21 protein-coding genes and 1 pseudogene are annotated in these 19,998 nt (G+C 51.5%); 15 read left to right on the forward strand and 7 right to left on the reverse strand.

Annotated elements, in window-relative coordinates; translation table 11 throughout:
• Nucleotides 1-10: 10 nt before the first annotated feature.
• A pseudogene (locus tag BMX59_RS31120) lies at nt 11-217 on the reverse strand (hypothetical protein); the annotation flags it as partial.
• A gap of 907 nt (nt 218-1,124) precedes the next feature.
• Nucleotides 1,125-2,084, reverse strand: a complete 960-nt coding sequence (locus BMX59_RS14975; protein WP_093122811.1) for a GlxA family transcriptional regulator — start codon at nt 2,082-2,084, stop codon at nt 1,125-1,127.
• A gap of 213 nt (nt 2,085-2,297) precedes the next feature.
• Here BMX59_RS14975 and BMX59_RS14980 point away from each other — a divergent pair, with 213 nt between their 5' ends.
• Nucleotides 2,298-2,999 carry a DJ-1/PfpI family protein gene (locus tag BMX59_RS14980; RefSeq protein WP_093122820.1) on the forward strand — a complete coding sequence of 234 codons (702 nt, stop codon included), beginning with the start codon at nt 2,298-2,300 and terminating at the stop codon, nt 2,997-2,999.
• A gap of 394 nt (nt 3,000-3,393) precedes the next feature.
• Here the strand turns inward: BMX59_RS14980 and BMX59_RS14985 are convergent, their stop codons facing one another.
• The gene (locus BMX59_RS14985) at nt 3,394-4,293 is read right to left on the reverse strand and encodes a LysR family transcriptional regulator (protein WP_093122823.1); all 900 of its coding nucleotides are present in this window, start codon (nt 4,291-4,293) and stop codon (nt 3,394-3,396) included.
• Nucleotides 4,294-4,456: 163 nt separating this feature from the next.
• Here BMX59_RS14985 and BMX59_RS14990 point away from each other — a divergent pair, with 163 nt between their 5' ends.
• Nucleotides 4,457-6,247 carry an ABC transporter substrate-binding protein gene (locus BMX59_RS14990; protein WP_093122826.1) on the forward strand — a complete coding sequence of 597 codons (1,791 nt, stop codon included), beginning with the start codon at nt 4,457-4,459 and terminating at the stop codon, nt 6,245-6,247.
• Nucleotides 6,248-6,386: 139 nt separating this feature from the next.
• Nucleotides 6,387-7,115, forward strand: a complete 729-nt coding sequence (locus BMX59_RS14995) for an ABC transporter permease (protein ID WP_218189807.1) — start codon at nt 6,387-6,389, stop codon at nt 7,113-7,115.
• A gap of 48 nt (nt 7,116-7,163) precedes the next feature.
• Here the strand turns inward: BMX59_RS14995 and BMX59_RS15000 are convergent, their stop codons facing one another.
• The 4 genes from BMX59_RS15000 to BMX59_RS15010 all read right to left on the reverse strand — a co-directional run bounded on the left by BMX59_RS15000 (nt 7,164) and on the right by BMX59_RS15010 (nt 13,317).
• Nucleotides 7,164-8,105 carry a SctD/MshK family protein gene (locus BMX59_RS15000; RefSeq protein WP_093122832.1) on the reverse strand — a complete coding sequence of 314 codons (942 nt, stop codon included), beginning with the start codon at nt 8,103-8,105 and terminating at the stop codon, nt 7,164-7,166.
• Between the two features lie 118 nt (nt 8,106-8,223).
• On the reverse strand, nt 8,224-8,385 hold the full coding sequence (locus tag BMX59_RS30475; RefSeq protein ID WP_175486682.1) for a hypothetical protein: 162 nt from the start codon (nt 8,383-8,385) through the stop codon (nt 8,224-8,226).
• Nucleotides 8,386-9,505: 1,120 nt separating this feature from the next.
• A complete protein-coding gene (locus BMX59_RS15005) occupies nt 9,506-9,970 on the reverse strand; it encodes a hypothetical protein (RefSeq protein ID WP_093122836.1) in 465 nt (154 codons plus the stop codon).
• 2,513 nt (nt 9,971-12,483) lie between these two features.
• Nucleotides 12,484-13,317, reverse strand: coding sequence for an enoyl-CoA hydratase/isomerase family protein (locus BMX59_RS15010; protein ID WP_093122839.1), 834 nt, complete (start codon nt 13,315-13,317; stop codon nt 12,484-12,486).
• 101 nt (nt 13,318-13,418) lie between these two features.
• Here BMX59_RS15010 and BMX59_RS15015 point away from each other — a divergent pair, with 101 nt between their 5' ends.
• From BMX59_RS15015 to BMX59_RS15055, 12 genes are all read left to right on the forward strand, one after another.
• Nucleotides 13,419-13,796, forward strand: coding sequence for a winged helix-turn-helix transcriptional regulator (locus BMX59_RS15015; protein WP_093122842.1), 378 nt, complete (start codon nt 13,419-13,421; stop codon nt 13,794-13,796).
• Nucleotides 13,797-14,005: 209 nt separating this feature from the next.
• Nucleotides 14,006-14,308, forward strand: a complete 303-nt coding sequence (locus BMX59_RS30160; protein ID WP_139212887.1) for a hypothetical protein — start codon at nt 14,006-14,008, stop codon at nt 14,306-14,308.
• 275 nt (nt 14,309-14,583) lie between these two features.
• Nucleotides 14,584-14,655 (forward strand): hypothetical protein, encoded by a 72-nt coding sequence (locus tag BMX59_RS31125; RefSeq protein ID WP_371914377.1) that lies wholly within the window; start codon nt 14,584-14,586, stop codon nt 14,653-14,655.
• A gap of 14 nt (nt 14,656-14,669) precedes the next feature.
• Nucleotides 14,670-15,056 carry a DUF2946 domain-containing protein gene (locus tag BMX59_RS15020; protein WP_256572971.1) on the forward strand — a complete coding sequence of 129 codons (387 nt, stop codon included), beginning with the start codon at nt 14,670-14,672 and terminating at the stop codon, nt 15,054-15,056.
• The gene (locus BMX59_RS15025) at nt 15,040-15,642 is read left to right on the forward strand and encodes a TonB-dependent receptor plug domain-containing protein (RefSeq protein WP_093122845.1); all 603 of its coding nucleotides are present in this window, start codon (nt 15,040-15,042) and stop codon (nt 15,640-15,642) included. Before BMX59_RS15020 ends, BMX59_RS15025 begins: the two co-directional genes overlap by 17 nt.
• Before the next feature lie 143 nt (nt 15,643-15,785).
• Complete coding sequence (locus BMX59_RS15030; protein WP_256572965.1) at nt 15,786-16,292, forward strand: DJ-1/PfpI family protein; 507 nt, start codon at nt 15,786-15,788, stop codon at nt 16,290-16,292.
• On the forward strand, nt 16,289-16,519 hold the full coding sequence (locus tag BMX59_RS30165) for a hypothetical protein (RefSeq protein WP_139212888.1): 231 nt from the start codon (nt 16,289-16,291) through the stop codon (nt 16,517-16,519). The genes BMX59_RS15030 and BMX59_RS30165 overlap by 4 nt, the downstream gene beginning before the upstream one ends.
• A gap of 494 nt (nt 16,520-17,013) precedes the next feature.
• A complete protein-coding gene (locus BMX59_RS15035; RefSeq protein ID WP_093122851.1) occupies nt 17,014-17,556 on the forward strand; it encodes a PFGI-1 class ICE element type IV pilus protein PilL2 in 543 nt (180 codons plus the stop codon).
• Complete coding sequence (locus BMX59_RS15040; protein WP_093122854.1) at nt 17,553-18,224, forward strand: chemotaxis protein; 672 nt, start codon at nt 17,553-17,555, stop codon at nt 18,222-18,224. Before BMX59_RS15035 ends, BMX59_RS15040 begins: the two co-directional genes overlap by 4 nt.
• Before the next feature lie 9 nt (nt 18,225-18,233).
• Nucleotides 18,234-18,953, forward strand: a complete 720-nt coding sequence (locus tag BMX59_RS15045; RefSeq protein WP_093122857.1) for a TIGR03759 family integrating conjugative element protein — start codon at nt 18,234-18,236, stop codon at nt 18,951-18,953.
• Nucleotides 18,935-19,483, forward strand: a complete 549-nt coding sequence (locus BMX59_RS15050; RefSeq protein WP_093122860.1) for a lysozyme family protein — start codon at nt 18,935-18,937, stop codon at nt 19,481-19,483. The genes BMX59_RS15045 and BMX59_RS15050 overlap by 19 nt, the downstream gene beginning before the upstream one ends.
• Nucleotides 19,480-19,995, forward strand: coding sequence for an integrating conjugative element protein (locus BMX59_RS15055; protein WP_093122865.1), 516 nt, complete (start codon nt 19,480-19,482; stop codon nt 19,993-19,995). The genes BMX59_RS15050 and BMX59_RS15055 overlap by 4 nt, the downstream gene beginning before the upstream one ends.
• Nucleotides 19,996-19,998 lie beyond the last annotated feature (3 nt).

Below are 19,998 nucleotides of genomic sequence, written 5' to 3' on the forward strand. Positions count from 1 at the left end.
AACTGCTGCACTACGCGTTGAAATGCTGCGCTAACCAGCCGTGATGAGGTGAAGCGATGAGTTGCAAGGTACGGTGGGCCGCTGATTTAAATCGGGTGGAGATATACACCATGATTGTTGGGTGAGCCAGTGCGCTGCCCAAAGGGGTGTTACCAACATCCAACAGTTCTAAGAGAACAACGTTTTTTCTGTGCTCGATAAACCCCAGCCCGGCTAACTTAGTAACCTGGCTTTATGGCGGGCCGCTGGCGATTTTTGAAGTCGTATTGTGCAACCGTTTTCACTGCTGTCAATCTTGACTGCTGCATCAGCAGGTAGCGTCGTCGTTCATTATAGGCTCGATGCTCGCGTGCAGTTGCTGCTTCAGAAATTCGGTGTAGCTGGTTTATTTTTCAGCAGCCTGCTGAGCAATTGCCGACTAACCCCTCCCAAGACTGTCGAGGCTGAACTGTTAGAACAGTGACTTTATGTGTAAATCTTGAAACTTCGTGGACGAACCTACAGCAGCACCTGAAAGACCTAAAGTGGGTGCTGCGAATTTTCTACCATACCGAATGGTCAATGGAGATCAGGATGTTTAAGCGTTCTGTAGGTCAGGCATTGGCAATAGATAATATAATTTCGCATTAAGCCTTTGCAGGGGTATTTCGCACAGTTGACGCATGTATTCGAGCTTTGACGACCTACGTCTGCTGTGTTGGGTTGAGATGCTTACGCGGCGCCGTGTACTCCTGATTCAGATCGCGGTCAGCCTGTGAGAACAGGTTACCCACACAATAAACCTGACCGAACGCATTACGGGGCTTGACGCAGTCCGCAGCGTACGCCCGAGGGGACAAGCGACAGCTATCAGAGCAATTGCTATTTTCTTAATCGTTGCACTCACTTCTCTTGTCGATATTATTGGTTTAGTAGATATTTTCCGTAAATTCAATCTTAAAGACTTCCAAATTTTGCGTGACATAGGGTATAGGCTTGCAGGACCAGTCATTTGCCTTAGAACATTCAGCGGCTGCCTTAGCCATTCGCGAAAACACCAACCCAGCTTTGTTAACGGCGAAGGCGCCTGAGCGTTCACTGGCCGGGTCGCTCATTACTGGTCCGAAGTGGTCATCACCAAAATGCTATCGCTTGTCCCTTGCCGCTCGCCGAAGGGCTTGTGGTGGATGTCCGAACAACCGAATGAAGGCCCGCCGCATTATCTCTGGGTCATTGAAACCTACAGTGCGCGCTACAGTTTCTATAGATTCGCGGCCTCCTTCTAGACGCACCCGGGCAGCTTCTGCTCGAAGGCGTTCGACTGCCCGCGCAGGAGTTTCTCCAGTTTCAGCACGAAATGATCGGCCAAACTGTCTCTCGGACAAAGCTGCCACTTGCGCGAGCACGCTGACACTGAGGTCATTTGAGAGATGTTCTGCAGCATACGCTAGAGTTTTCTGGATTCGATCGGATGATGCCTCCAGCTGAAGCATTGCTGAGAACTGTGTCTGACCGCCTTGCCTGCGGTGATAGACCACCATCTCACGCGCAACCGCACGCGAAAGGTCAGGTCCTTGATCTTGCTCAACAAGCGCTAGAGCCAGATCAATGCCTGATGTGACACCGGCAGATGACCATATATGTCCGTCTTGAATGAAAATCGCATCGGCTTCAACCCGCACCTTGGGATAATCTTTCTGCAGCACATTGGCGTACCGCCAGTGCGTAGTCGCGCGACGTCCGTCGAGTAAGCCAGCACCCGCAAGAAGAAAAGCACCCGTGCATACGCTCGCGACGCGGCGAGTGCTGGCTGCCAGCGACCTCATCAAGGTTGCGTGCTGGGTATCATTAGAAATTTCCTGAGATCCCGCCCCACCTGAAATCATCAGGGTATCGAACGCCAAACCTGCAGCTCGATCTGTGAAAATGTTGATCCCGGCAGTGCTCGACATCGATCCACCGTATAGCGACACAACGTGCAATGAGTATTGCGCTTGGTTAAGGAGTCCGTTGCATACCTGGAAGACAGCCAAAGGGCCGGTAATGTCTAGCAGCTGAAAGTGAGGGAAGACAAAGAAGCCTATCCGACGAATTGTAGTAGTCATGGCAATGGCGCAAAAAGTGGGAAAAACGTCGTTTACGCCTTAATTATGCACAATTATTCTTAGATCGGTCAAACGCAATAAGGTGAAAACCGGAGCCTGAATTAGATAATAACCAGCCCTAATTCTAAACTTTAATTGCGGGACAAACATTCTATCCATATTTGCCCTCGTTTATTGCACGAGAGCGACTTTCACACGCCGAGAGGTCCATCAATGTCAGATGTAATCACCAGCACCAAGATTGAGAATCGATTCACCGTAGGAATGGTTCTCTACCCCGGAATGACCTTCCTGGACCTAGTAGGTCCTCAGACGGTCCTAGGGATTTTCGGCGAAACGCTTCTCCTATGGAAATCGCTGGAGCCGGTTGCCACTGAAACGGGTAACACCATTAATCCAACTACAACCTTCGATAACTGCCCAGACGAGCTAGACGTACTGTTCGTTCCCGGCGGCTACGGCACGAACGCAGCAATGCAGGACGAAGCTATCATAAACTTTTTGTCAGAAACTGGTCGTAGCGCTCGATATATCACTTCGGTATGTTCCGGCTCAGTGCTATTAGGTATGGCCGGCCTGCTTGATGGGTACAAGGCAGCTACACACTGGGCTTGCTATGGCGCGCTAGAGGCCAGCGGCGCAATTCCAGTGCGCGAGCGTGTCGTCGTAGACCGCAACCGGATCAGCGGCGGTGGAGTGACGGCAGGTATCGACTTCGGGTTAAAGCTGCTGGCAGAGCTTCGCGATGAAAATACCGCCAAGACTGCTCAGCTAGTGGTTGAGTACGACCCCAAGCCAGCGTTCAGCGCTGGTACTCCGTCGCTGGCGGGGCCCGAAATCTTTGATTCGGCCATGAAGATTCTAGGCGACATGGACGCACAGATGATTGCCACACTGCAATCGCGGACCATTTAAACAACGTATCACTCACACGATAACTGTCGCCAACTTCCCAAGGGCTGGCGGCAGAGCGTACTGGTATTCTTGCGAGTATGCGTTTCTAGGTACACACTGCGAGATACTAGTGTTAACGTGTGTATCAATATCAAATGCGCATGAATACATAAGAAATCATATAACTAACTAACATCAAAGCGACCAAACTGCTTAATCATTTAAATTTATGCAAATGGCACGATAGTTTTCAGTAATTATGGAATTTAGTATAGAACTATTAAAACTAAAATTTTGTATTGTAGCCGAATAAATGCTTTTCCGCTCGCTGTTTATGCTGATTCACTATCAATCCTGACATAGTACGATTACGTAGGCTAAGACGCTCTTGCTGTGCTTACTGTCAGGAAGGAATTCAGACTGGAAGATTTTCCATTTTAGCCAGGCACTCTCCTGCAACTTCTAGAAACCGGCTCACCGCCGGGCGAGATGAGTCTGCAGCAGTAGCTATGGCAGTTTCTAGCTTCACATTCAGGTCATCCACTGCACGAAAGACTAACTGTGAGTTGCCAGCCCTTATGAGAGATTGGGGCACAAGCGCGACCCCCAAACCTGAGGTTGCCTGGTCCAGCATGGTATGCCAACTGTTTTTTTCCTCGCGCAGTCTTGGCTGAAAGCCTGCGTTGCCGAACGCCGCCAATATGGAGTTATACATAAAAGCTCCTGTCTCTTCGGCACAGACAATCAAACGCTCGGCTTTGAGGTCAGCCAATCGCAAAGTAGGAAGGGCAGCTAAAGCATGGTTGGCGGGCAACGCTGCAACCATCCATTCATCGCCAGCAGACCTGATCATCAATTCCACGGAATTCACCGGCGGATGGAGAAAAGCCACATCAATGGAGCCACTTGCGAGCGCGACCACTTGGTCGTTGGTGGAGAGTTTGCGGAGGGTAACGTCGACACCTGGATACATTGCCGTATAGCGACGGATGACCAGCGACATGCGACCGGCTTCTGGCAATTCGCAATAACCGATAGCCAGAGCGCCTGATTCACCACGCTCTGCATCCTGGGCTTGTTGAACTGCATTGCTCATCTGGTTGAGAGCAACGGCCAATTCCTTTGCCAGAATGACACCTGCCTCAGTGAGCATCACTTTTTGCGGTGATCTCACTAACAAGGTGCAGCCTATTTCTTCTTCCAGTTTTTTGATCTGGTGGGATAACGCCGGTTGAGTCAGATGAAGACGCGAAGCGGCCCTGCTGAAGTGCAATTCTTGAGCAAGGACACAGAAACTATGGGCATATTTAAACATAGTCAATCATAAGCTTTTTTTATCTTGAATGGCAACAAAATAGATTTTACATCACCTTCCACTTCCCCCACTGTTTACGCGATGACTGGCAGCACGCAGTCACTCACATACGATCAACGCAGAACAGGCGCCGGGCAAGCCTGAGCACTAATGGGGAAGGCTTATGCTGCGAACTATCAGGATTCCTTCTCCGCTGAAAGCCTTATTGATCGGGCTCGGGCGGCTACCCAGCCTCACACAGTGGGATGATGGCCGTAGCGGAGAATCCATGACGCGAACAACAGTTTTATGTTTATTGACCGCCGCGCTAGTAGTGCTATGGCTGACGCCTGGCTTTTCGCGAGCGGATCAGGGTCGTGATGAAATGATGAAATCGCACCGAGGCGGAACGGTGCGCCTTGTCGCCAAGTCGGCGGGCGGCACGCTCGACCCGCAGGTCAACTATGCCCCGCTCTATAACAATTACTATTCGGGTGTTTACGACGGTCTGGTGACCTTCAAAAAGGCGGGAGGTGTCGAAAGTTTGAAAGTGGTCCCCGACCTTGCCGAGCAAATGCCCACTGTAACCAATCAAGGCCAAACCTATACTTTTAAATTGCGTGATGGAATAACGTTCTCCAATGGGCAGCCGCTCACCACTGATGATGTAGTTGCATCGCTCCGACGCATTTTCAAGGTGTCGAGCCCAACTTCTGGTACGTGGTTCAACGGGATCGTCGGCTCTGATACCTGCCTTGCAAACGCCGCGACCTGCACCCTCGAAGGCGGAGTGGTAGCGGACAAAGCGAACCGCATCGTTACCATCAACCTTAAAGCGCCAGATGCTGAATTCCTTCACAAACTGTCGATGCCTCACGCTTCGATCCTACCGGCAGACACCGCCCCACGCGATGCAGGGATTGAGCCGATCCCAGGAACAGGCCCTTATGCCTTTCTTAGCTACGACCCAAACCAGTCGCTCGTCTGGGTTCGCAATCCCAATTTCAAAGAGTGGAGCGTTGAAGCTCAACCAGACGGCTACGCGGATCGCTTTGAACTGCACTTTGGCATGACAGCGGATGCACAGGTCAATGCGGTTATCAATGACCAGGCTGATGTGATGTTTGACCAACCGCCCGCAACTCGCCTGGCGGAAATCGGTACGAAGTTTTCAAGCCAGGTTCACCTCGATCCGCAGTTGGCGTTGTGGTATCTCCCGCTCAACGTCAATCTGGCGCCGTTTGATTCGCCTAAGGCACGTCAGGCTTTGGCGTACGCCATTGATCGAAAGGCGCTGATAAATTTTTTCGGGGGACGTAACCTTGCCAACCCTACTTGCCAAGTACTTCCACCCGGCGTACAGGGATATAAGCCCTTCTGTTTCTACGGAAAAACCCCTGGCAGCCAATGGTCCGCACCGGACCTGGAACGTGCAAAACAACTGGTTGAAGAGTCGGGAACCAAAGGTCAGCCAGTTACCCTGGTGATTGATGACGGCGATATCTCTCGCAATGTAGGTTCCTATCTGCAAAGCACTCTCAACGCAATCGGCTATAACGCCAGCGTCAAGTCTTTATCGGCAAATATCCAATACGGCTACATTCAGAATTCCTCCAATAACGTCCAGATGTCCGTCACTCAGTGGTACGGCGACTATCCCGCTGCCAGCGACTTCCTGAATGTACTGCTTGGTTGCGAATCTTTCCGCCCAGGGTCTGATTCGTCGCCAAATATGTCCGGATTCTGCGATAAAGCATTGCAGACCACTATTGATAAGGCGCTGCTGCTCGGCAGCACTGATCCAGTGGCGGCCGGCGAGCTTTGGTCGTCGATTGATCGGGAGGCGATGCAGGAAGTTCCCATGATTCCCCTATTCAATCCGAAACAAGTGACGCTGGTCTCTAAGCGATTGGGCAATTTCCAGTTCTATACAGCGACGAACGCCTGGGCCTACACGCTGGCTTGGGTGCAATAGGATGACCAGGCAACCTGAGGAGTCGCGCACCTGTCCAGTACAGGAGCACCGTGACGCAGCCCCACCTGGCATGTTCTCCGCGCTGCTAGCCCTGATTGAGCCGATGAGTGAACCCGCACCGGGCCCCTGGATCCAGGCCATGCACAAGCTCTGGCGCGACCGCTCGGCGATAGTCGCGGCAGCCGTGTTGCTGATGGTAATCGGCGCTTCCCTGTTGGCGCCGCTGTATGCCGAACGGGTTGTGGGAGTGAACGCATTCAGTTCCAACTTGGATGGCGAGATCACGCTGAACGGAGAACGCATTTCTGTACTCGCTCCCAATACGGAGGGGTTGGGCATTGGCGTAATTCCAATCGGTCCGACCTGGCATTTCAATGCGTACTTTCTGGGATCCGACGAACAGGGCCGCGACGTGATGTCACGCTTATTGTATGGCGGGCAGGCGACTCTGCTCATTGGAAGCGTCTCTACCCTGATCACGCTTGCACTGGCTGCAGTTGTGGGTATATGTGCAGGTTTTTTTGGCGGCTGGGTTGACCAAGTACTGTCCCGAATATTGGATGTGCTATGGGCGTTTCCGATCTACCTGCTTGCGATTTGCCTTTCCATCGTGCTGTTGACAGCGCACCTCCAACTTGGACCTTTTGTTATCAATTCCGGCAGCCTGATCATTCCCATCATGATCATTGGCATCATCTATGTGCCGTACGTGGCCCGGCCCATTCGTGGACAGGTGCTCGCCCTTCGAAAGAGCGAATTCGTGCTCGCAGCCATCGGCCTCGGCGTGCCCCCTTGGCGCATCCTGTGTTCAAAACCGCTTCAAAATGCCCCCCATGCCGCGGCTTCGCCTGCTGGACAGCGTCAATAGCAGGCGATTTGTCGGTAGCGGGCGGAAGCTGCGGGCGCGGGTCGATTTTCATAAGGTGAAAGTGAATCGTTCTTCACCCCGGGCGAGGATCACCTCGTTGTTCTCGATACGCTCCAATGTCCAGTCATCGGCGAGTGAGGCGCCCGGATACAGACGTTTGCCGCTTTCATTGACGACATAGGGATGTGCGCCGAACCATACAGCCTGAAAGCGAACCCGCGGCTTGGCGATCTCGGCACTGGGGACTACATCAGCACGCAGTACCAATTGCTGCCCAAAGCGCCTATCAAAAGCTTGTTGCACATGCACCCACAGGGACTTTTGCGCGGGCTCGTATCTACCCTGCAAATGGAGCTGGCCATCGGATTCATTGACTTTTATCTGATTCAGACGTACTGCCGCTAGTTGCTGCTTAAGCCAGAGCGCGGCTTCCGCGGTCGTGACATCTGGATATTGTGCGTTAGGGGACGCAGCGAGCTGGTTTCGAGTCATCAGCTCTAATCTCGACATAGGCTGACCGCGCAAAGCAAACACGCCGGCACACACGAACGTCAACAGCAGCGCAATGGCCCACCGCGGTATAGGTAGCGAGGCAAACACGGTGCACTCCGCAGGCTCGGACTTATCGCAGGTATCATTCAGTACCAGTCGAGCTTCGCCGACCCGTATTGCCAGAGGAAGTACTGCACGGTGGCCGCTGCCTGGGGGAATCAAGATCTTACTGGCGTTACGCCCTATAATAAGCACTTCACCGCCAATGGCTTCGACTACAACCCGACCGCGAGAAAAGCGCAATACCATGTGCCGCTCGGCGATGCCTGCGTCACCAAGCAACAAATCTGCATTACCGTCACTACCTATAATGTATGTGGCCTTGTCGAGAGCTAGGCTTACACCTTGATGAAGGCCATGGGTGATAATGAGCAGTGGAATGCTCTTCCCTGGAGAGGATGAGCCAGAGGCGGAGCCTAGTAAATTCATAACTGTCATGCCGGGTTACCCGAGTAGTGCGTACAGCCAAGGTCGAGTCAGACACCGATAAAAGCAGAGTAAATACGGCGCGAAAGCAATTCGGACTAGCAACCTTTCGACGACGCGTTCAAAAGCATCAGTTCTGAGGACGTTGCTTTGTCGCATCAAGCTCAGCTTTTTTGGCAGTGGTGAGCTCAGTGATTTTTGCCGACTTCTCGATGCCCATATTGAATGTGGCTTCCATTTTCGCTATCGCCGCATCTGCACCACCGAAGCTTGCTGGAGGAACTGAATTCATTTTGATTATCCTTACTTAATCTTCAACAGTCTTCAGCCGCAAAACAGCACATATAATTGGGCAACACGGTCAAAATTAGCCTGAAGCCCTGCACAAATCCATATTACACATATCAACTTGCAGAGCGCTGTGAAAATTTGTGAAATTTTAAAAGCTTTTCGATAACGTCGACATAACCAACCAGCCTCAGCACATAAGAATTCATTAATTCATCAAAGCAGTAGTGATGATCTAAAAGAACCATTCAAAAATCTATAAACACGTCCACCCCCTACTTATTACACGCCCTATATCAGCAGCCCGTATAATTAAAGCAGAAACCCTTGTAGTAAACCTCACTCCAACTTTTAACTTATTCAGCACTCAGCACTCAGCACTCAGCACTCAGCACTCAGCACTCAGCAAAATATTAATTAATGAATTTAGGAACACCCCACAACCAGTAACGAATTATAATTAAGGTTTAGGTTAAGCCTATAGTAAATTACGAAAATCTACCAAAGAGCCCCCTCCCCAGAAACCCCCTTATTCAATAAACATTTTTACGCTAGCGCTTACTAAACAGGCTCACCCAGCTACCAACTTTTAATTCGCGCCGCCCCTTCAAAAACTGCGACATAGCGCACAAAACGAACTTTACCCAAAATATAACTGTACCCCCAGCCACGATCACTTCCCGATCAACAAGTATCGGCGCTCCAGGATAAGAATGCAAAAGACAGAAAGCTCAGCGCAGGTAAGCAATTAGAAGCCAGCAGATACACCCGCCGATCTTGCCAAAAGTTATATTTATCAGATAAGCAACAACACAGCTGCATGCCTAAGCATATAAAATATATTCATCAACCTCGCTGAATATTTACATCCACACTTGGCAAACTCTATATAAAAAATCTAGAAATCACCCCCACAAGCTATCGGCATCTGGAAAACAAAGATATTGATGCGATATCAATACACGAATTCTGTAGAGCTCCAAATCACGCAAAATAGGGAAAAACACTACAATTCGAAATATTTTCCCGAATAACAAGGCAGATGAGGAGTTGAATTCTTCTGCAAACCCGGCAGGCAAAAAACCTCTGTAACTCCAGAGTTTTTTTGCTTCTGCAGGTATATATCAGTTACTAGGTCGCTGCTTGGTAGAGTCCAGCTCGGCCTTTTTGCCAGTGGTAACTTCAGTGATTATAGCCGACTTAGCAATAGCCAGATCAAATGTATCTTGCATCTTCGCAATCGCATCAGTAGCAGTACCATTCAATCCACCATTGGCGGCCCAATCGAAGTTCCATACACCCGAAAGGTTGTCTTCAACTGCTACATCGTGGGTTTCAACAGCACGAAACACATCTGGATGTCGCTGCATATAATTCGCAGCGCCAGCTACATCCGCGGGAGTTTTACCTGAATTGTCGTGAGCTAACTGAGCAAGCTCTTCACCCGTAATTGCCCGCTTATCGTTCTGCCTCATATAATCAGCAATGATTTTGCTCGATTTAGCTATATTCAACTTATCATCGAACGATGGCGCAGATTTCTGACCAGTAGGTTGGCTGCCTAAGGTTGTGGCGGAAACTTTAGTCATATTCTTCACTGCCTTCTCGCATGATGGTATCGCCCCAGTGACGATTGCCGAAAACTTACGCTAGCATGGAAAATAGTATCTTACGCGCTGACTTCACAACATTTCACAAAAATAAACACGTCTAGTTTTTGAGACGCTGACCAAAATACTCAAGTGCTGGGCCATAAGTGGATAGGCAAAGTAATAGAGTTGGCAATATTCACTGGATGCAGGTTATTTTAAGCCTAAATTAAGCAAATACAAATAATGAGAAACGCCATACCTGCGCCATTCTCCTACAGGAAAGCTAATCATGGAACATTCTTCCTTTTTCTAAGCTGTAAGTTATGCTCTACCATTATCCCGCATCTGCCCTAGACGCAGCCAAAGGTGGCAATCGAAGTCAATCAGGTAAGAACTGGACGCCGCAAATTTCTTGATAAATGTCATGAGCTCAATGCCACCTATCGGTGCCTGGCAACCCGTTCACCATTCATTATTTAATACTTCAAAAGAATGGGTCCACCTTTCAGCTCTACACCCGTAGAAGCAATGACTACTCAAATATCTACTCTTGCTCTCCCATGATGGATGCAGTCCCCCCAGACGACACGCAGTGACAATAAAGCTGATACATCACAGATGCTATCAGTTCTCGCCGCAGCATAATCAGCTGCGAATATGTAAAAACAGTCATAAAAATGCTTATGTGCGAAATGAGATTAAGGGCGATTAAGGGACAGATCCGCAGTATGAGTCGCATCCCGACGAAAACATTTTGCGGTTCTGGTAATGAGTGTCGTAGCCTGGCTGCCGAGCTTGAGACGGATAATCAACCAATGATGCACCCTGCCACCCTACTGGCCAGTTTTTATGCCACGCTTTTGGTGAATTGCGCCGTACCGGCGCGCCCTGCGGCGGCATCAAAAACTCGACTCGGCCGGCTTACCCTGCACGTGTGCGGTGGGCACTAACCTAGGATTGACTAACGCTCAGCTCTGATGCGATGGTTAATTAGTTGCCCGTTGGGCGGCGTGGCCGAACAACGTATCCACCCGCGCGCCGCTGGCCAGATTCAGCGTCTGGCCCCAGCTGCAAGCTCTCCACGTCTCACGGCTTTGCGCCGATTGAACCACGTGAGCAGATCGTGCATCGGGTACTAAAACTCCGCCACCGGCACGATAATCCTCTCGGAGCCGCCTTGCCCACCCCTGCAGTAACCAGCGGCCTATTGCCTTTTGAAAGGAGAATAGCTGTTCAGAATTTCACTTCTACACAAGGGAACCTGCGGATGAGTGTTGCCGAACCATGTTCTCTTCGCTGTGCAGCGGTTCGGCCGGACAATTATGATGGCACAACCGGCCGTGGCCGTCCCAACACATCTGAAGGAGTTGTGGAAACCGAACCCATGAATCCCCTCCGCAATATTTACAGTGCCGTTCTGCTGGCCCTGGTCTGGTCCGGTTCCAATATCCCAGCAAGCCATCCGCACAAAACGCCCGCCATGCCCCGCCGCTACCGCCCATGTGACGGAGCAGTTGGTCAAATTCCTGACTCATTTGTAGCCGACTTTCGAAATCACACTTGAGCTGGTGGCAAACAGTTTGGAGACGCATTGACCACAAGAGATGACGACACGTTTGCCACAGTACCGATCTCGACAAAAGTTCGTACTATGGGGTGAAGGCCTTCCTGCTGTCTAAAGCGTCCAAAGCAGGATTTAACTTTTGATTCTATAATCCCGGCGCGACGTCGCCCGCATCAAGCCTCCACGTCGTTCGTGAGCAGTAGGTGCCCCTGGATACACCGCGAGGTTCGGCTATTCGGAGGTTAGCAACGTTGATTCGGCGGAGTTTGTCAGAGATGGCGTCGTATTGAAGGTCCTGCGGTGGAATCTGTTGATAATCCCAACGACGATGAGTGCATCATGACATCCAGACTATCGACGGTCGCTAAGTAAGCAGGCGCTCTCGCTCCGAATCCAGCTCTCGAAGCGGCTATCGGTCGCTCTGCTCAACATCTCGGCTAGTTACCGAACTTATCGATTAAAAGCTCGTGGCCATTAGGGGCATTCAGCGCAAGGTAACGTAGTCCACGCCCAACACTCCATTTTTTAACGTCTTCTAGATTTGCATTGCAGCAATAACGTCTTGAAGCCCCACCATCTGATTTTGCACTATAACTATAAAGTTCTCAAAAACTTTACGTTTAAAAAAGCAGATGCTTTTAGATAATTTCAAACCCAAACGTGGACTTCTTAATTGCGCTCTCTCGAAAGTTAGCAGCTGAATCGGAAGCGCGATACTGGTCTTTCGCTCGGCCGCGCCATTATCTGCCGTTAGGTGTGCATTTGCCGAAAAACCACATAGTAAAGAAAAAATCCTGAACACCCATTCTAACATTACGTTAAATCCGCAATTACCTGATTTGAGGAAGCTCTAAACTTTGAAATCCCTCGAATTACCCAATCTATGGATCAGGCAATTGCAGATCAACGTTTTCAAAAACATCAATACCAGTAATTTAAAAACTAGTTATATTTTCAAACTTCTTAGAAGCGCTTCAAGTTTTTTCTCACCTTCCTTCGTCTGCGCGCCGGCTTTAAGTCCTCTACGGATGAGGGTCTCGGCTGTCGGCCGTTCAAACAGCCCCGCCCAGGCTTCATGCTCACGTCGAAATCCTTCTCTCATGTCTGCTGCGGGTACTGCTTTTTTAGCTGCGGCTATGACTCCATCTGGTAAAGCAGAGATATTCTGCGCTAGTTGATCAACAAAAGCGTCAAGTTTTTTTGCAGGCAACGCTCTGTTGATCCATCCGTAGCGTTCTGCGGTAGTTGCGTCCATTAGATCTGCACCAAGTATTATTTCAAGAGTTCGGCCACGCGACATCCGGCTACTTAGGTATTGAGTAGCACCTCCTCCCGGCGTGATTCCCATCAATGCTTCGCACTGTGCAAGTCCCGCTTGCTCTTCTGCAGCAAATACCATATCGGCTGCCGAGATGAATTCAGCTCCACCTCCGCGTGCTAATCCTGCGAGTTTAACGATAGTGACTTGAGGTAGATTCCGCAGCAATTCGCCGAATGCCTGAAACGGATTAAGCCCCTCTGGCGCCCCCTGTACGAAATCGTCAAATGCGTAGGGCTCATCAATCAGCGTCATATCTACATGCGCTATAAAAAAATCAGGATCCGCACTTTGAAAAACCAAAACCCGAGTTTTCGGATCATTCCGAACGGATAGGAGAAAGTGGCGCATCTCACTCATCAAATGTGCATCGAGAACATTCACCGGTGGATTATCAATTGTTACCGTGGACACACCGTCATTGCATGAAATGCGAATTCTATCAAAATCTGTGTCTTTCATCGTTATTGTCTCGTTAGGGATACTAGCGACTTAATAGTACTTATTATATACTTGGAGTCAATTACGCACCTTAAGAATCCTAAGTATGCTGGAGGATACCGATGAAAGACTCTACGCCTATCTACCGTGCAGATTGCCCGAGCCGAGTGATACTCGACCAAATAGCAGATAAATGGTCTATGATGGTTTTAGCAGTGCTGTGCGAACCTCATCGTTTCAATGCCATCAAACGACGTCTCGATGGCATCACTCAGCGTGTCCTTACACAGACCCTACGCAAACTGGAGCGAAATGGCATGGTGGCGCGTAAAGTTCTAGAAGGCCGAGTGCTCGGCGTCGAATACGCGCTGACCCCAATGGGTAAATCATTACAGGAGCCTTTTTCGGTTTTGTTTAACTGGACAGTCGATAATACGGTTGCAATACAGGAGTGCCAACGAAGCTATGACGCTGAAGAGCGTCAATCCTCGTTTGTCTGAAGTTGAAATGGCAGTGAACGTTTTACCAGAACGCTTAGTGCTTCAGGCATTTTTGGACGAGAGTCCAGAGTACTATAATCTTAGAAACAGATTGCCCACTGTCAAAAAAATTGACTTATTTTCCGCAAGCGGAATCGGTATTGGCTTCGTTAACCCAATGACAGTGGAATTACCTTGACGTCATCTGTTCAATGGCCAGGCGCGCAGTATTGATCACCCCAGATGATGGATCATTTGCCAAAAAAAATTTAGAAATTGTTTTCTCAGATGCTGACCATGGGGTTTCCGATATACACAGCGCTCATCACAAGATGCATATGTCTATGGATGCGCCATCCACAAAAATGAATATGGCTGGAGTCATGAATACTCAGTCTGGCGACTGCTCATTCGCTGCAACTCTGGCATTGACCATGATTTTCTTCGTGGTACTGAGTTTGCTGCTGCGCGCCCTTAATCCCTGCTTAATTTCGCCTATCACCTGGCCCACTGTACGATTTTTAAAGACTTAATCCACGGACTCCCTTGAACTACTTGTGGAAGTACGAGCGCCGCTCTCGCTAACAAACCTATATAGATTTCATGCCTTGCCAGAGGCTGATCCTTGCTGGGCGCGTTTAATCGCTAGAGAGTCTTTATGTCTGATTCGTATCTATCGCTGCAAGCATTTGTCTCTCGGCTGCGAGTGGCTGACCGTTTTGTCCAGTAATGCACATGACAAGCAGGGCTCCGGCCAGTGCTTAATCGTCAAGTGATCGGAGCATGGCTGAGTCTGTTCGCCATGCTGATGATTTTTGCCGCTCCGCTGATCAGTCAGGAGATAAGCTTAGCCCATGACAAAAGCCAACCAATGAAATAGCTGGCATGAGCCAAATGTCTCAGCATGCCTCCGTCCACAGGCAACATAATCTGGTTGCTTGGGAGAAGTGCGGCTATTGCTCGCTGCTGTTTCAACATCCCGCGCTTGCAGAGTCGAGCCGGCCCTGTTTGCGGCTCTATGTTACGTCCCCGCCGTATCGCTTCACCCATTTCATACCACAGCAATCGGCGGCGCCGGTATTTCCCAGGGCGAAAAGTCGAGCACCACCGATTCGGACGTTGAAGTCACCTTTACTTTTCGCGGAACGTGAATGGTCAACACTGCGTCGAGGGATTTTGTGCCCCGGTGAAGCTGTTAGCGTACACGCGCTCAGTCAACATCTGACCATTCTCGGAAGATCCCATGTACTGAACCAAGAACGAGTTGCTGTGTCACATTGACCTGTCGCGCCTGCATTGGCGTCACGCCTTTTGGGTGTTTCCGATAGTTGCCCAAGCTACTCAGCCACAGGCTGACGAGGCCGATACACAACACTTCACCGTAGGCTTACTCGACGGAGCCGCCAAGGGGTGGAGTTTCGGTGCGGGCATTACTACGCTCATGCTCTGCATCACGTCAAGTGCCTACGCAGTCAAAGGTGCAAGGGGCGTTGAACCCGACGTTCAGAAAACGTTTGTTGAATTGTTACCGAGCAATATCGATGCCCAGCGTAATCGGCCCCCAGCGCCTAGTGATGCGAAAAGCTCGCTAGGTGAAGCATCGGGCCAGCAGGTGGCGACAGGCAGTCAACTCGACATACTGGAGAATCGCGATGCCCTGGATACGCCCTTCAACGTGACTGCGTATACCTCCAAATACATTGCCAACAGCCTGGCAAGTAGCATTACTGATGTTACCGCTGGCGATCCATCGATCCGGGGAATTTTTCAAAAAACCAGTTATCCGGATGTTTACTCTATCCGAGGATTCAACTCATTCTCTTACAACATGGGACTTAACGGTCTGTATGGCATCAAGCAGCGTTAAGCTAGCAGAGGAATACTGACGATGACTGATATAAACGCTGACTATCCAGGAAGACGTAACTTTTTATCTCTCTCCATGGCACTGGCGGGCGGATTACTGTTTGGGGAAAGGCTAGCGCCAAACAAATGGAAGCGGAGATGCCAATGTCACGTACCAGGGCTCCAGGGGCTGGACGCAAGATTGAAATACTGGTTCATCCATGTATGGCCTTGCTTGACCAGCTCGGGCCGCAGACTATCCTCCGAATACTAGGGTGTGACATTTATCTTGTCGCGAAAACGCTAGATCCGGTTTCAACCGATGTCGGGATCAGCGTCACACCGGATATCACCTTTGAGCACTGCCCTAAGGATCTGGATGTGTTGTTCGTACCTAGCGGGCTGATGGGCTCGTTGGTTGCCATGGAAGATCAGCAGACGCTCAGCTTCCTCGCAGATCGAGGTGCTTCGGCTAAGTATGTGACCAATGTCTGTACCGGAGGATTAGTACTTGCAGCAGCAGGATTATTGAACGGTTATCGGGCGACAGCGCACTGGGGCGTGGCCGATCTGTTGTCACTCATGGGGGCTGTGCATGAAACGGGCCGTATCGTGCATGACCGAAATCGGTTGACCGGGGGAGGCGTCACAGCAGGTCTGGATTTGGCATGACGCTGGCCGCACTACTTTGTGGAGAAGGTGCAGCAAAACATGTGCAGCTCATTATTGAATATTCGCCCGCCCCCACCTTTCGCTCAGGTACACCTGAAGAAGTCGGGGCAGAACGAACGACCGAAGAGCGCAAAAACCGAATGTGGATGGACGGTCAGGCACGAAAAGCCTCGGATCGAGCAGCTACAAGGCTCGGCTTAAAAGCCAGCACCTCGAGCCAGCAATAAGCAATCATTTGGAGAGTGCTTGCATATCCGCGAACGTACGCACATGGTCCGCTACAGGCATAGAGCTTATAAACCAGTAGTACCTTCCACTTCTGGTCCTGTCTTTACGTAACGCCGAGTTAGCAATTCGACTCAAGGCCGGCTGCTGTTTGAACCCGTTGCCCTCCTAGACTGCAATGGGGACAGATGTAAGCTGATTTGCACTCTCTGGAATGGCGATAACTTGGTGAAAATCGAGGGCAATCCTCGCGGAGGTAAGATCAGCTCGATACCGGACGCTGGAGGCTTTGGTCAACCTACTGTATCTGGCGACATTGGCTGATGTGCGATTGTTGATCTTAGATTCTGATGCTGCTGTCTTGGATGGATCGCGATCCATGATGCATAGCAACTCATTTAGCGTTAATACGACATGCCATAAATCGACTTTCTAACTGAATCGCTCCTTCACCTCATGTCAAGCTCTGCACTGAATCTGACATGAGTTTTTTTCCATGAAGCGTTTTCTCACGCCTATCTGCCTGCTGAGTTTGTTGAGCGCCTGCAGCGCACAGATTTCCAATACATTGCCGACCCATCCAGAAATCGGCGGTGGCTCCAATCAGGCCCAGAACTCAAGGGGCACGGATGAAGAAAGCCATCCTGCAGAACTCCGCTATGGCCGCTATACGCTGGTCAGCACCGAGCCCACCACGGAACAACGTGATCTTCTCGCTCAAATAATTGATGTGAGCATACCGTCCAACCTTAATCCCTCGGTACAGGAGGCGATGCACTACGTGCTGCAGCGCTCGGGTTATTCGCTCTGCCCTGCCACCGAACCAGTAAAGACACTTCTCACTCGGCCTTTGCCTGCAGCCCATTACCGGCTCGGCCCGATTCCGTTACGCAGCGCACTACAGGTACTGGCTGGCTCCGCCTGGCAACTCACGACCGATGAGGTCAGCCGTTCGGTCTGCTTCGAACGCCAGAAAATGAAGGCTGGCGTCTCGCGGTTACTGCCCACCTCGTCCCATCAGTCGGGGGCACGTCCATGAAAGCCTCGACGTTTCAAACCCTCATTGTCGGCTCACTTTGCCTGGCGGTCTCTGGGCTAAGTGGTGGTTTGTATAACCAGTATCAACGCGTGATCGAGCTGGAAAATGCGAACGCCCAGCACCTACAGATCCTGCAAACCTTGCAACGTGATTCGAGCGCTCTCAAAGACGCGCAGGAGAAGCTGCAGTACGCACTGAAGGACCTGAAGCAGATGGTGGATTCCGGTGAGCAACAGGCCAATACCCTCGATCCGATGCTGGATCAATGGGCGCAAGAGATACAGGAACTGCGCGATCGTCTGGCAGACCGAACCACCGCAGCCGACATGAACGCGCTACGCGCACGGCTTGAGCACGTCGAGCAGCAACTCCTGGACCTCAAGCCACAGCCACCACTTCAAGCACCTACACCTTCCCCGGCCAAGCCGAAGAAAACCGCTCGCCCAAAGCCTGCCCCGCTCCCGCCGCCATTCTCAGTGTTGAGTGTCGAGTCCCGTGGTGGCGAGCGCTTTCTGGCGGTCGTGCCTCCTGATAGTCGCTCGCTCAACGATATCCGGTTGCTGCACAACGGCGAGCAGCTCGGCACATGGCAACTGAAAGTGCTAGAGCCGAACGCGGCCATCTTCGCAGTGACCGCTCATCCAGACCAGACAGTGCAAATCCCCTGAGACACGATTATGAACCGAGCACCACTGTTGCCCGTCGTCTGTCTCGTTTCACTGCTTAGCACGGGCGCTGCGCTGGGCACCCCTGTCACGACACCGTCACGGATCCAGAACACACAATCCACTCCGCTGGGACGCTCGCACTTTGAACAAGCCGCAAGCTGGGGTCTCACAGAGCAGGAGTGGACACACTTCAAACAGATCCAAGCCGGCCCACGTGGTTTCTGGAGCCCGAATCTCGATCCCCTAACTGCGCTAGGTGTCGAGGCAGAGACCGATCAAGAGCGCCAGCGCTATGCCGAATTGCAGGTGACGCTGGAAGCCAAACGAGCCAAACGCGAGTTGGCGTACCAAAACGCTTATACAGCGGCTTGGGCCAAACTGTTTCCGGGACTGTTGCCGATTCAGGGTATGGCATCCCCGCCCTCTGCTAGCTCACTGGTAGAGCCGCGCCGAGCTATGTTTGTCGAAGAACACTGCTCTGCGTGCACCGCCGAAGCGCAGCGTCTGCAAAGTAGTGATACGGCGTTCGATATCTACCTGGTGGGCAGCCAAGGCGAGGATGAACGCGTCCGCAGCTGGGCTCGGCAAGCGGACATCGATCCGGCCAAGGTTCAACGCCGGCAGATCACCCTGAACCATGATCGTGGTCGGTGGTTCAGCCTGGGGGCTCCGGGGCCATTGCCCGCCACATTTCAACAGGCGAATGGACAATGGCAACGTCTCGATTGATTGCTATTGCGCTCCTGCTGACGGTGCACGCGGTTCAGGCTAACGAACTTCCGCCTCCGGCTTATCAACTGGCGGCGCATGACGCCAACATCCCTTCTACGGTGTTGTTCGCAATTGCCTTACAGGAGAGCGGTATTCGCGTCCGTGGTCGACTGCTGCCGTGGCCTTGGACCCTGAATATCGCCGGAACACCCTACCGTTTCGCCACTCGCCAGGCCGCATGCCACGCCTTGCTCCAGGCGCTCACACAATATGACGCTAAGCGGGTCGACGCCGGACTAGGGCAAACCAACCTGGGTTATCACAGACAACGCTTTTCCAGTCCCTGCGAAGCTCTCGAACCCTACCGCAATCTGGCTGTGACTGCCGCCCTGCTGCAAGAGCATCACGCCGTCACCGGTGATTGGGTTTCAGCCGCTGGGCGTTATCACCGCCCTGCGGGAGGTTTATCCGCCGCGCGTTACCGCGATGGATTCTCCCGGCAACTCGCACGGCTACAGGCTTCCGCTGAACAAGGCACACCACCATGAAACGAATTCCTATTACCTATTACTTCTTCCTGCTCTTGGCTGCTTTCGCGCAGTCGAAACAATCCGTTGCAGAGGACCAGTTTGGCGGCTTCACCCGTCCCCATTTTCAAGTTGCCAGGCCGCCCATGAACAACAATCTCCAGCCTGGTCGGGCCATACATGCGGACTTGTCCACGTTTGCCGATGAAACCTGGATATTACCCGTTCGCAGCTCTCACTTGAGCCCAGGCCAAATCAAGTCTCGCGCCCTAAACATGCCAGGCTTACGGCCATTTTTCCTGGTGGGTGAGGATACCCACTCACTGGCTTGGTTGCGTCAACGCGCGCCTGAACTGCAGGAAATGGGCGCAGCCGGTCTAGCGGTTGAAGTAACCGATACCGAAGCTTTGGCCCGGATTCGAGCCGCCGCGCCGGGCATCACCATCCTGCCGGTCAACGGTAACGACATCGCCACTCGCTTGCAGATCGAGCACTACCCCGTCTTGATCACCGACACCTCACTGGAACAGTGAGTC

It is taken from the genome of Pseudomonas sp. NFR09, assembly GCF_900111535.1.
GTDB lineage: Bacteria > Pseudomonadota > Gammaproteobacteria > Pseudomonadales > Pseudomonadaceae > Aquipseudomonas > Aquipseudomonas extremorientalis.

Excerpts from the sequence above, each read along its gene's own strand:
- BMX59_RS14975 (WP_093122811.1), bottom strand. The coding sequence starts at position 2,084 with ATGACTACTACAATTCGTCGGATAGGCTTCTTTGTCTTCCCTCACTTT.
- BMX59_RS14980 (WP_093122820.1), top strand. The coding sequence starts at position 2,298 with ATGTCAGATGTAATCACCAGCACCAAGATTGAGAATCGATTCACCGTA.
- BMX59_RS14985 (WP_093122823.1), bottom strand. The coding sequence starts at position 4,293 with ATGTTTAAATATGCCCATAGTTTCTGTGTCCTTGCTCAAGAATTGCAC.
- BMX59_RS14990 (WP_093122826.1), top strand. The coding sequence starts at position 4,457 with ATGCTGCGAACTATCAGGATTCCTTCTCCGCTGAAAGCCTTATTGATC.
- BMX59_RS14995 (WP_218189807.1), top strand. The coding sequence starts at position 6,387 with ATGCACAAGCTCTGGCGCGACCGCTCGGCGATAGTCGCGGCAGCCGTG.
- BMX59_RS15000 (WP_093122832.1), bottom strand. The coding sequence starts at position 8,105 with ATGACAGTTATGAATTTACTAGGCTCCGCCTCTGGCTCATCCTCTCCA.
- BMX59_RS30475 (WP_175486682.1), bottom strand. The coding sequence starts at position 8,385 with ATGAATTCAGTTCCTCCAGCAAGCTTCGGTGGTGCAGATGCGGCGATA.
- BMX59_RS15005 (WP_093122836.1), bottom strand. The coding sequence starts at position 9,970 with ATGACTAAAGTTTCCGCCACAACCTTAGGCAGCCAACCTACTGGTCAG.
- BMX59_RS15010 (WP_093122839.1), bottom strand. The coding sequence starts at position 13,317 with ATGAAAGACACAGATTTTGATAGAATTCGCATTTCATGCAATGACGGT.
- BMX59_RS15015 (WP_093122842.1), top strand. The coding sequence starts at position 13,419 with ATGAAAGACTCTACGCCTATCTACCGTGCAGATTGCCCGAGCCGAGTG.
- BMX59_RS15020 (WP_256572971.1), top strand. The coding sequence starts at position 14,670 with ATGTCTCAGCATGCCTCCGTCCACAGGCAACATAATCTGGTTGCTTGG.
- BMX59_RS15030 (WP_256572965.1), top strand. The coding sequence starts at position 15,786 with ATGTCACGTACCAGGGCTCCAGGGGCTGGACGCAAGATTGAAATACTG.
- BMX59_RS30165 (WP_139212888.1), top strand. The coding sequence starts at position 16,289 with ATGACGCTGGCCGCACTACTTTGTGGAGAAGGTGCAGCAAAACATGTG.
- BMX59_RS15035 (WP_093122851.1), top strand. The coding sequence starts at position 17,014 with ATGAAGCGTTTTCTCACGCCTATCTGCCTGCTGAGTTTGTTGAGCGCC.
- BMX59_RS15040 (WP_093122854.1), top strand. The coding sequence starts at position 17,553 with ATGAAAGCCTCGACGTTTCAAACCCTCATTGTCGGCTCACTTTGCCTG.
- BMX59_RS15045 (WP_093122857.1), top strand. The coding sequence starts at position 18,234 with ATGAACCGAGCACCACTGTTGCCCGTCGTCTGTCTCGTTTCACTGCTT.
- BMX59_RS15050 (WP_093122860.1), top strand. The coding sequence starts at position 18,935 with ATGGCAACGTCTCGATTGATTGCTATTGCGCTCCTGCTGACGGTGCAC.
- BMX59_RS15055 (WP_093122865.1), top strand. The coding sequence starts at position 19,480 with ATGAAACGAATTCCTATTACCTATTACTTCTTCCTGCTCTTGGCTGCT.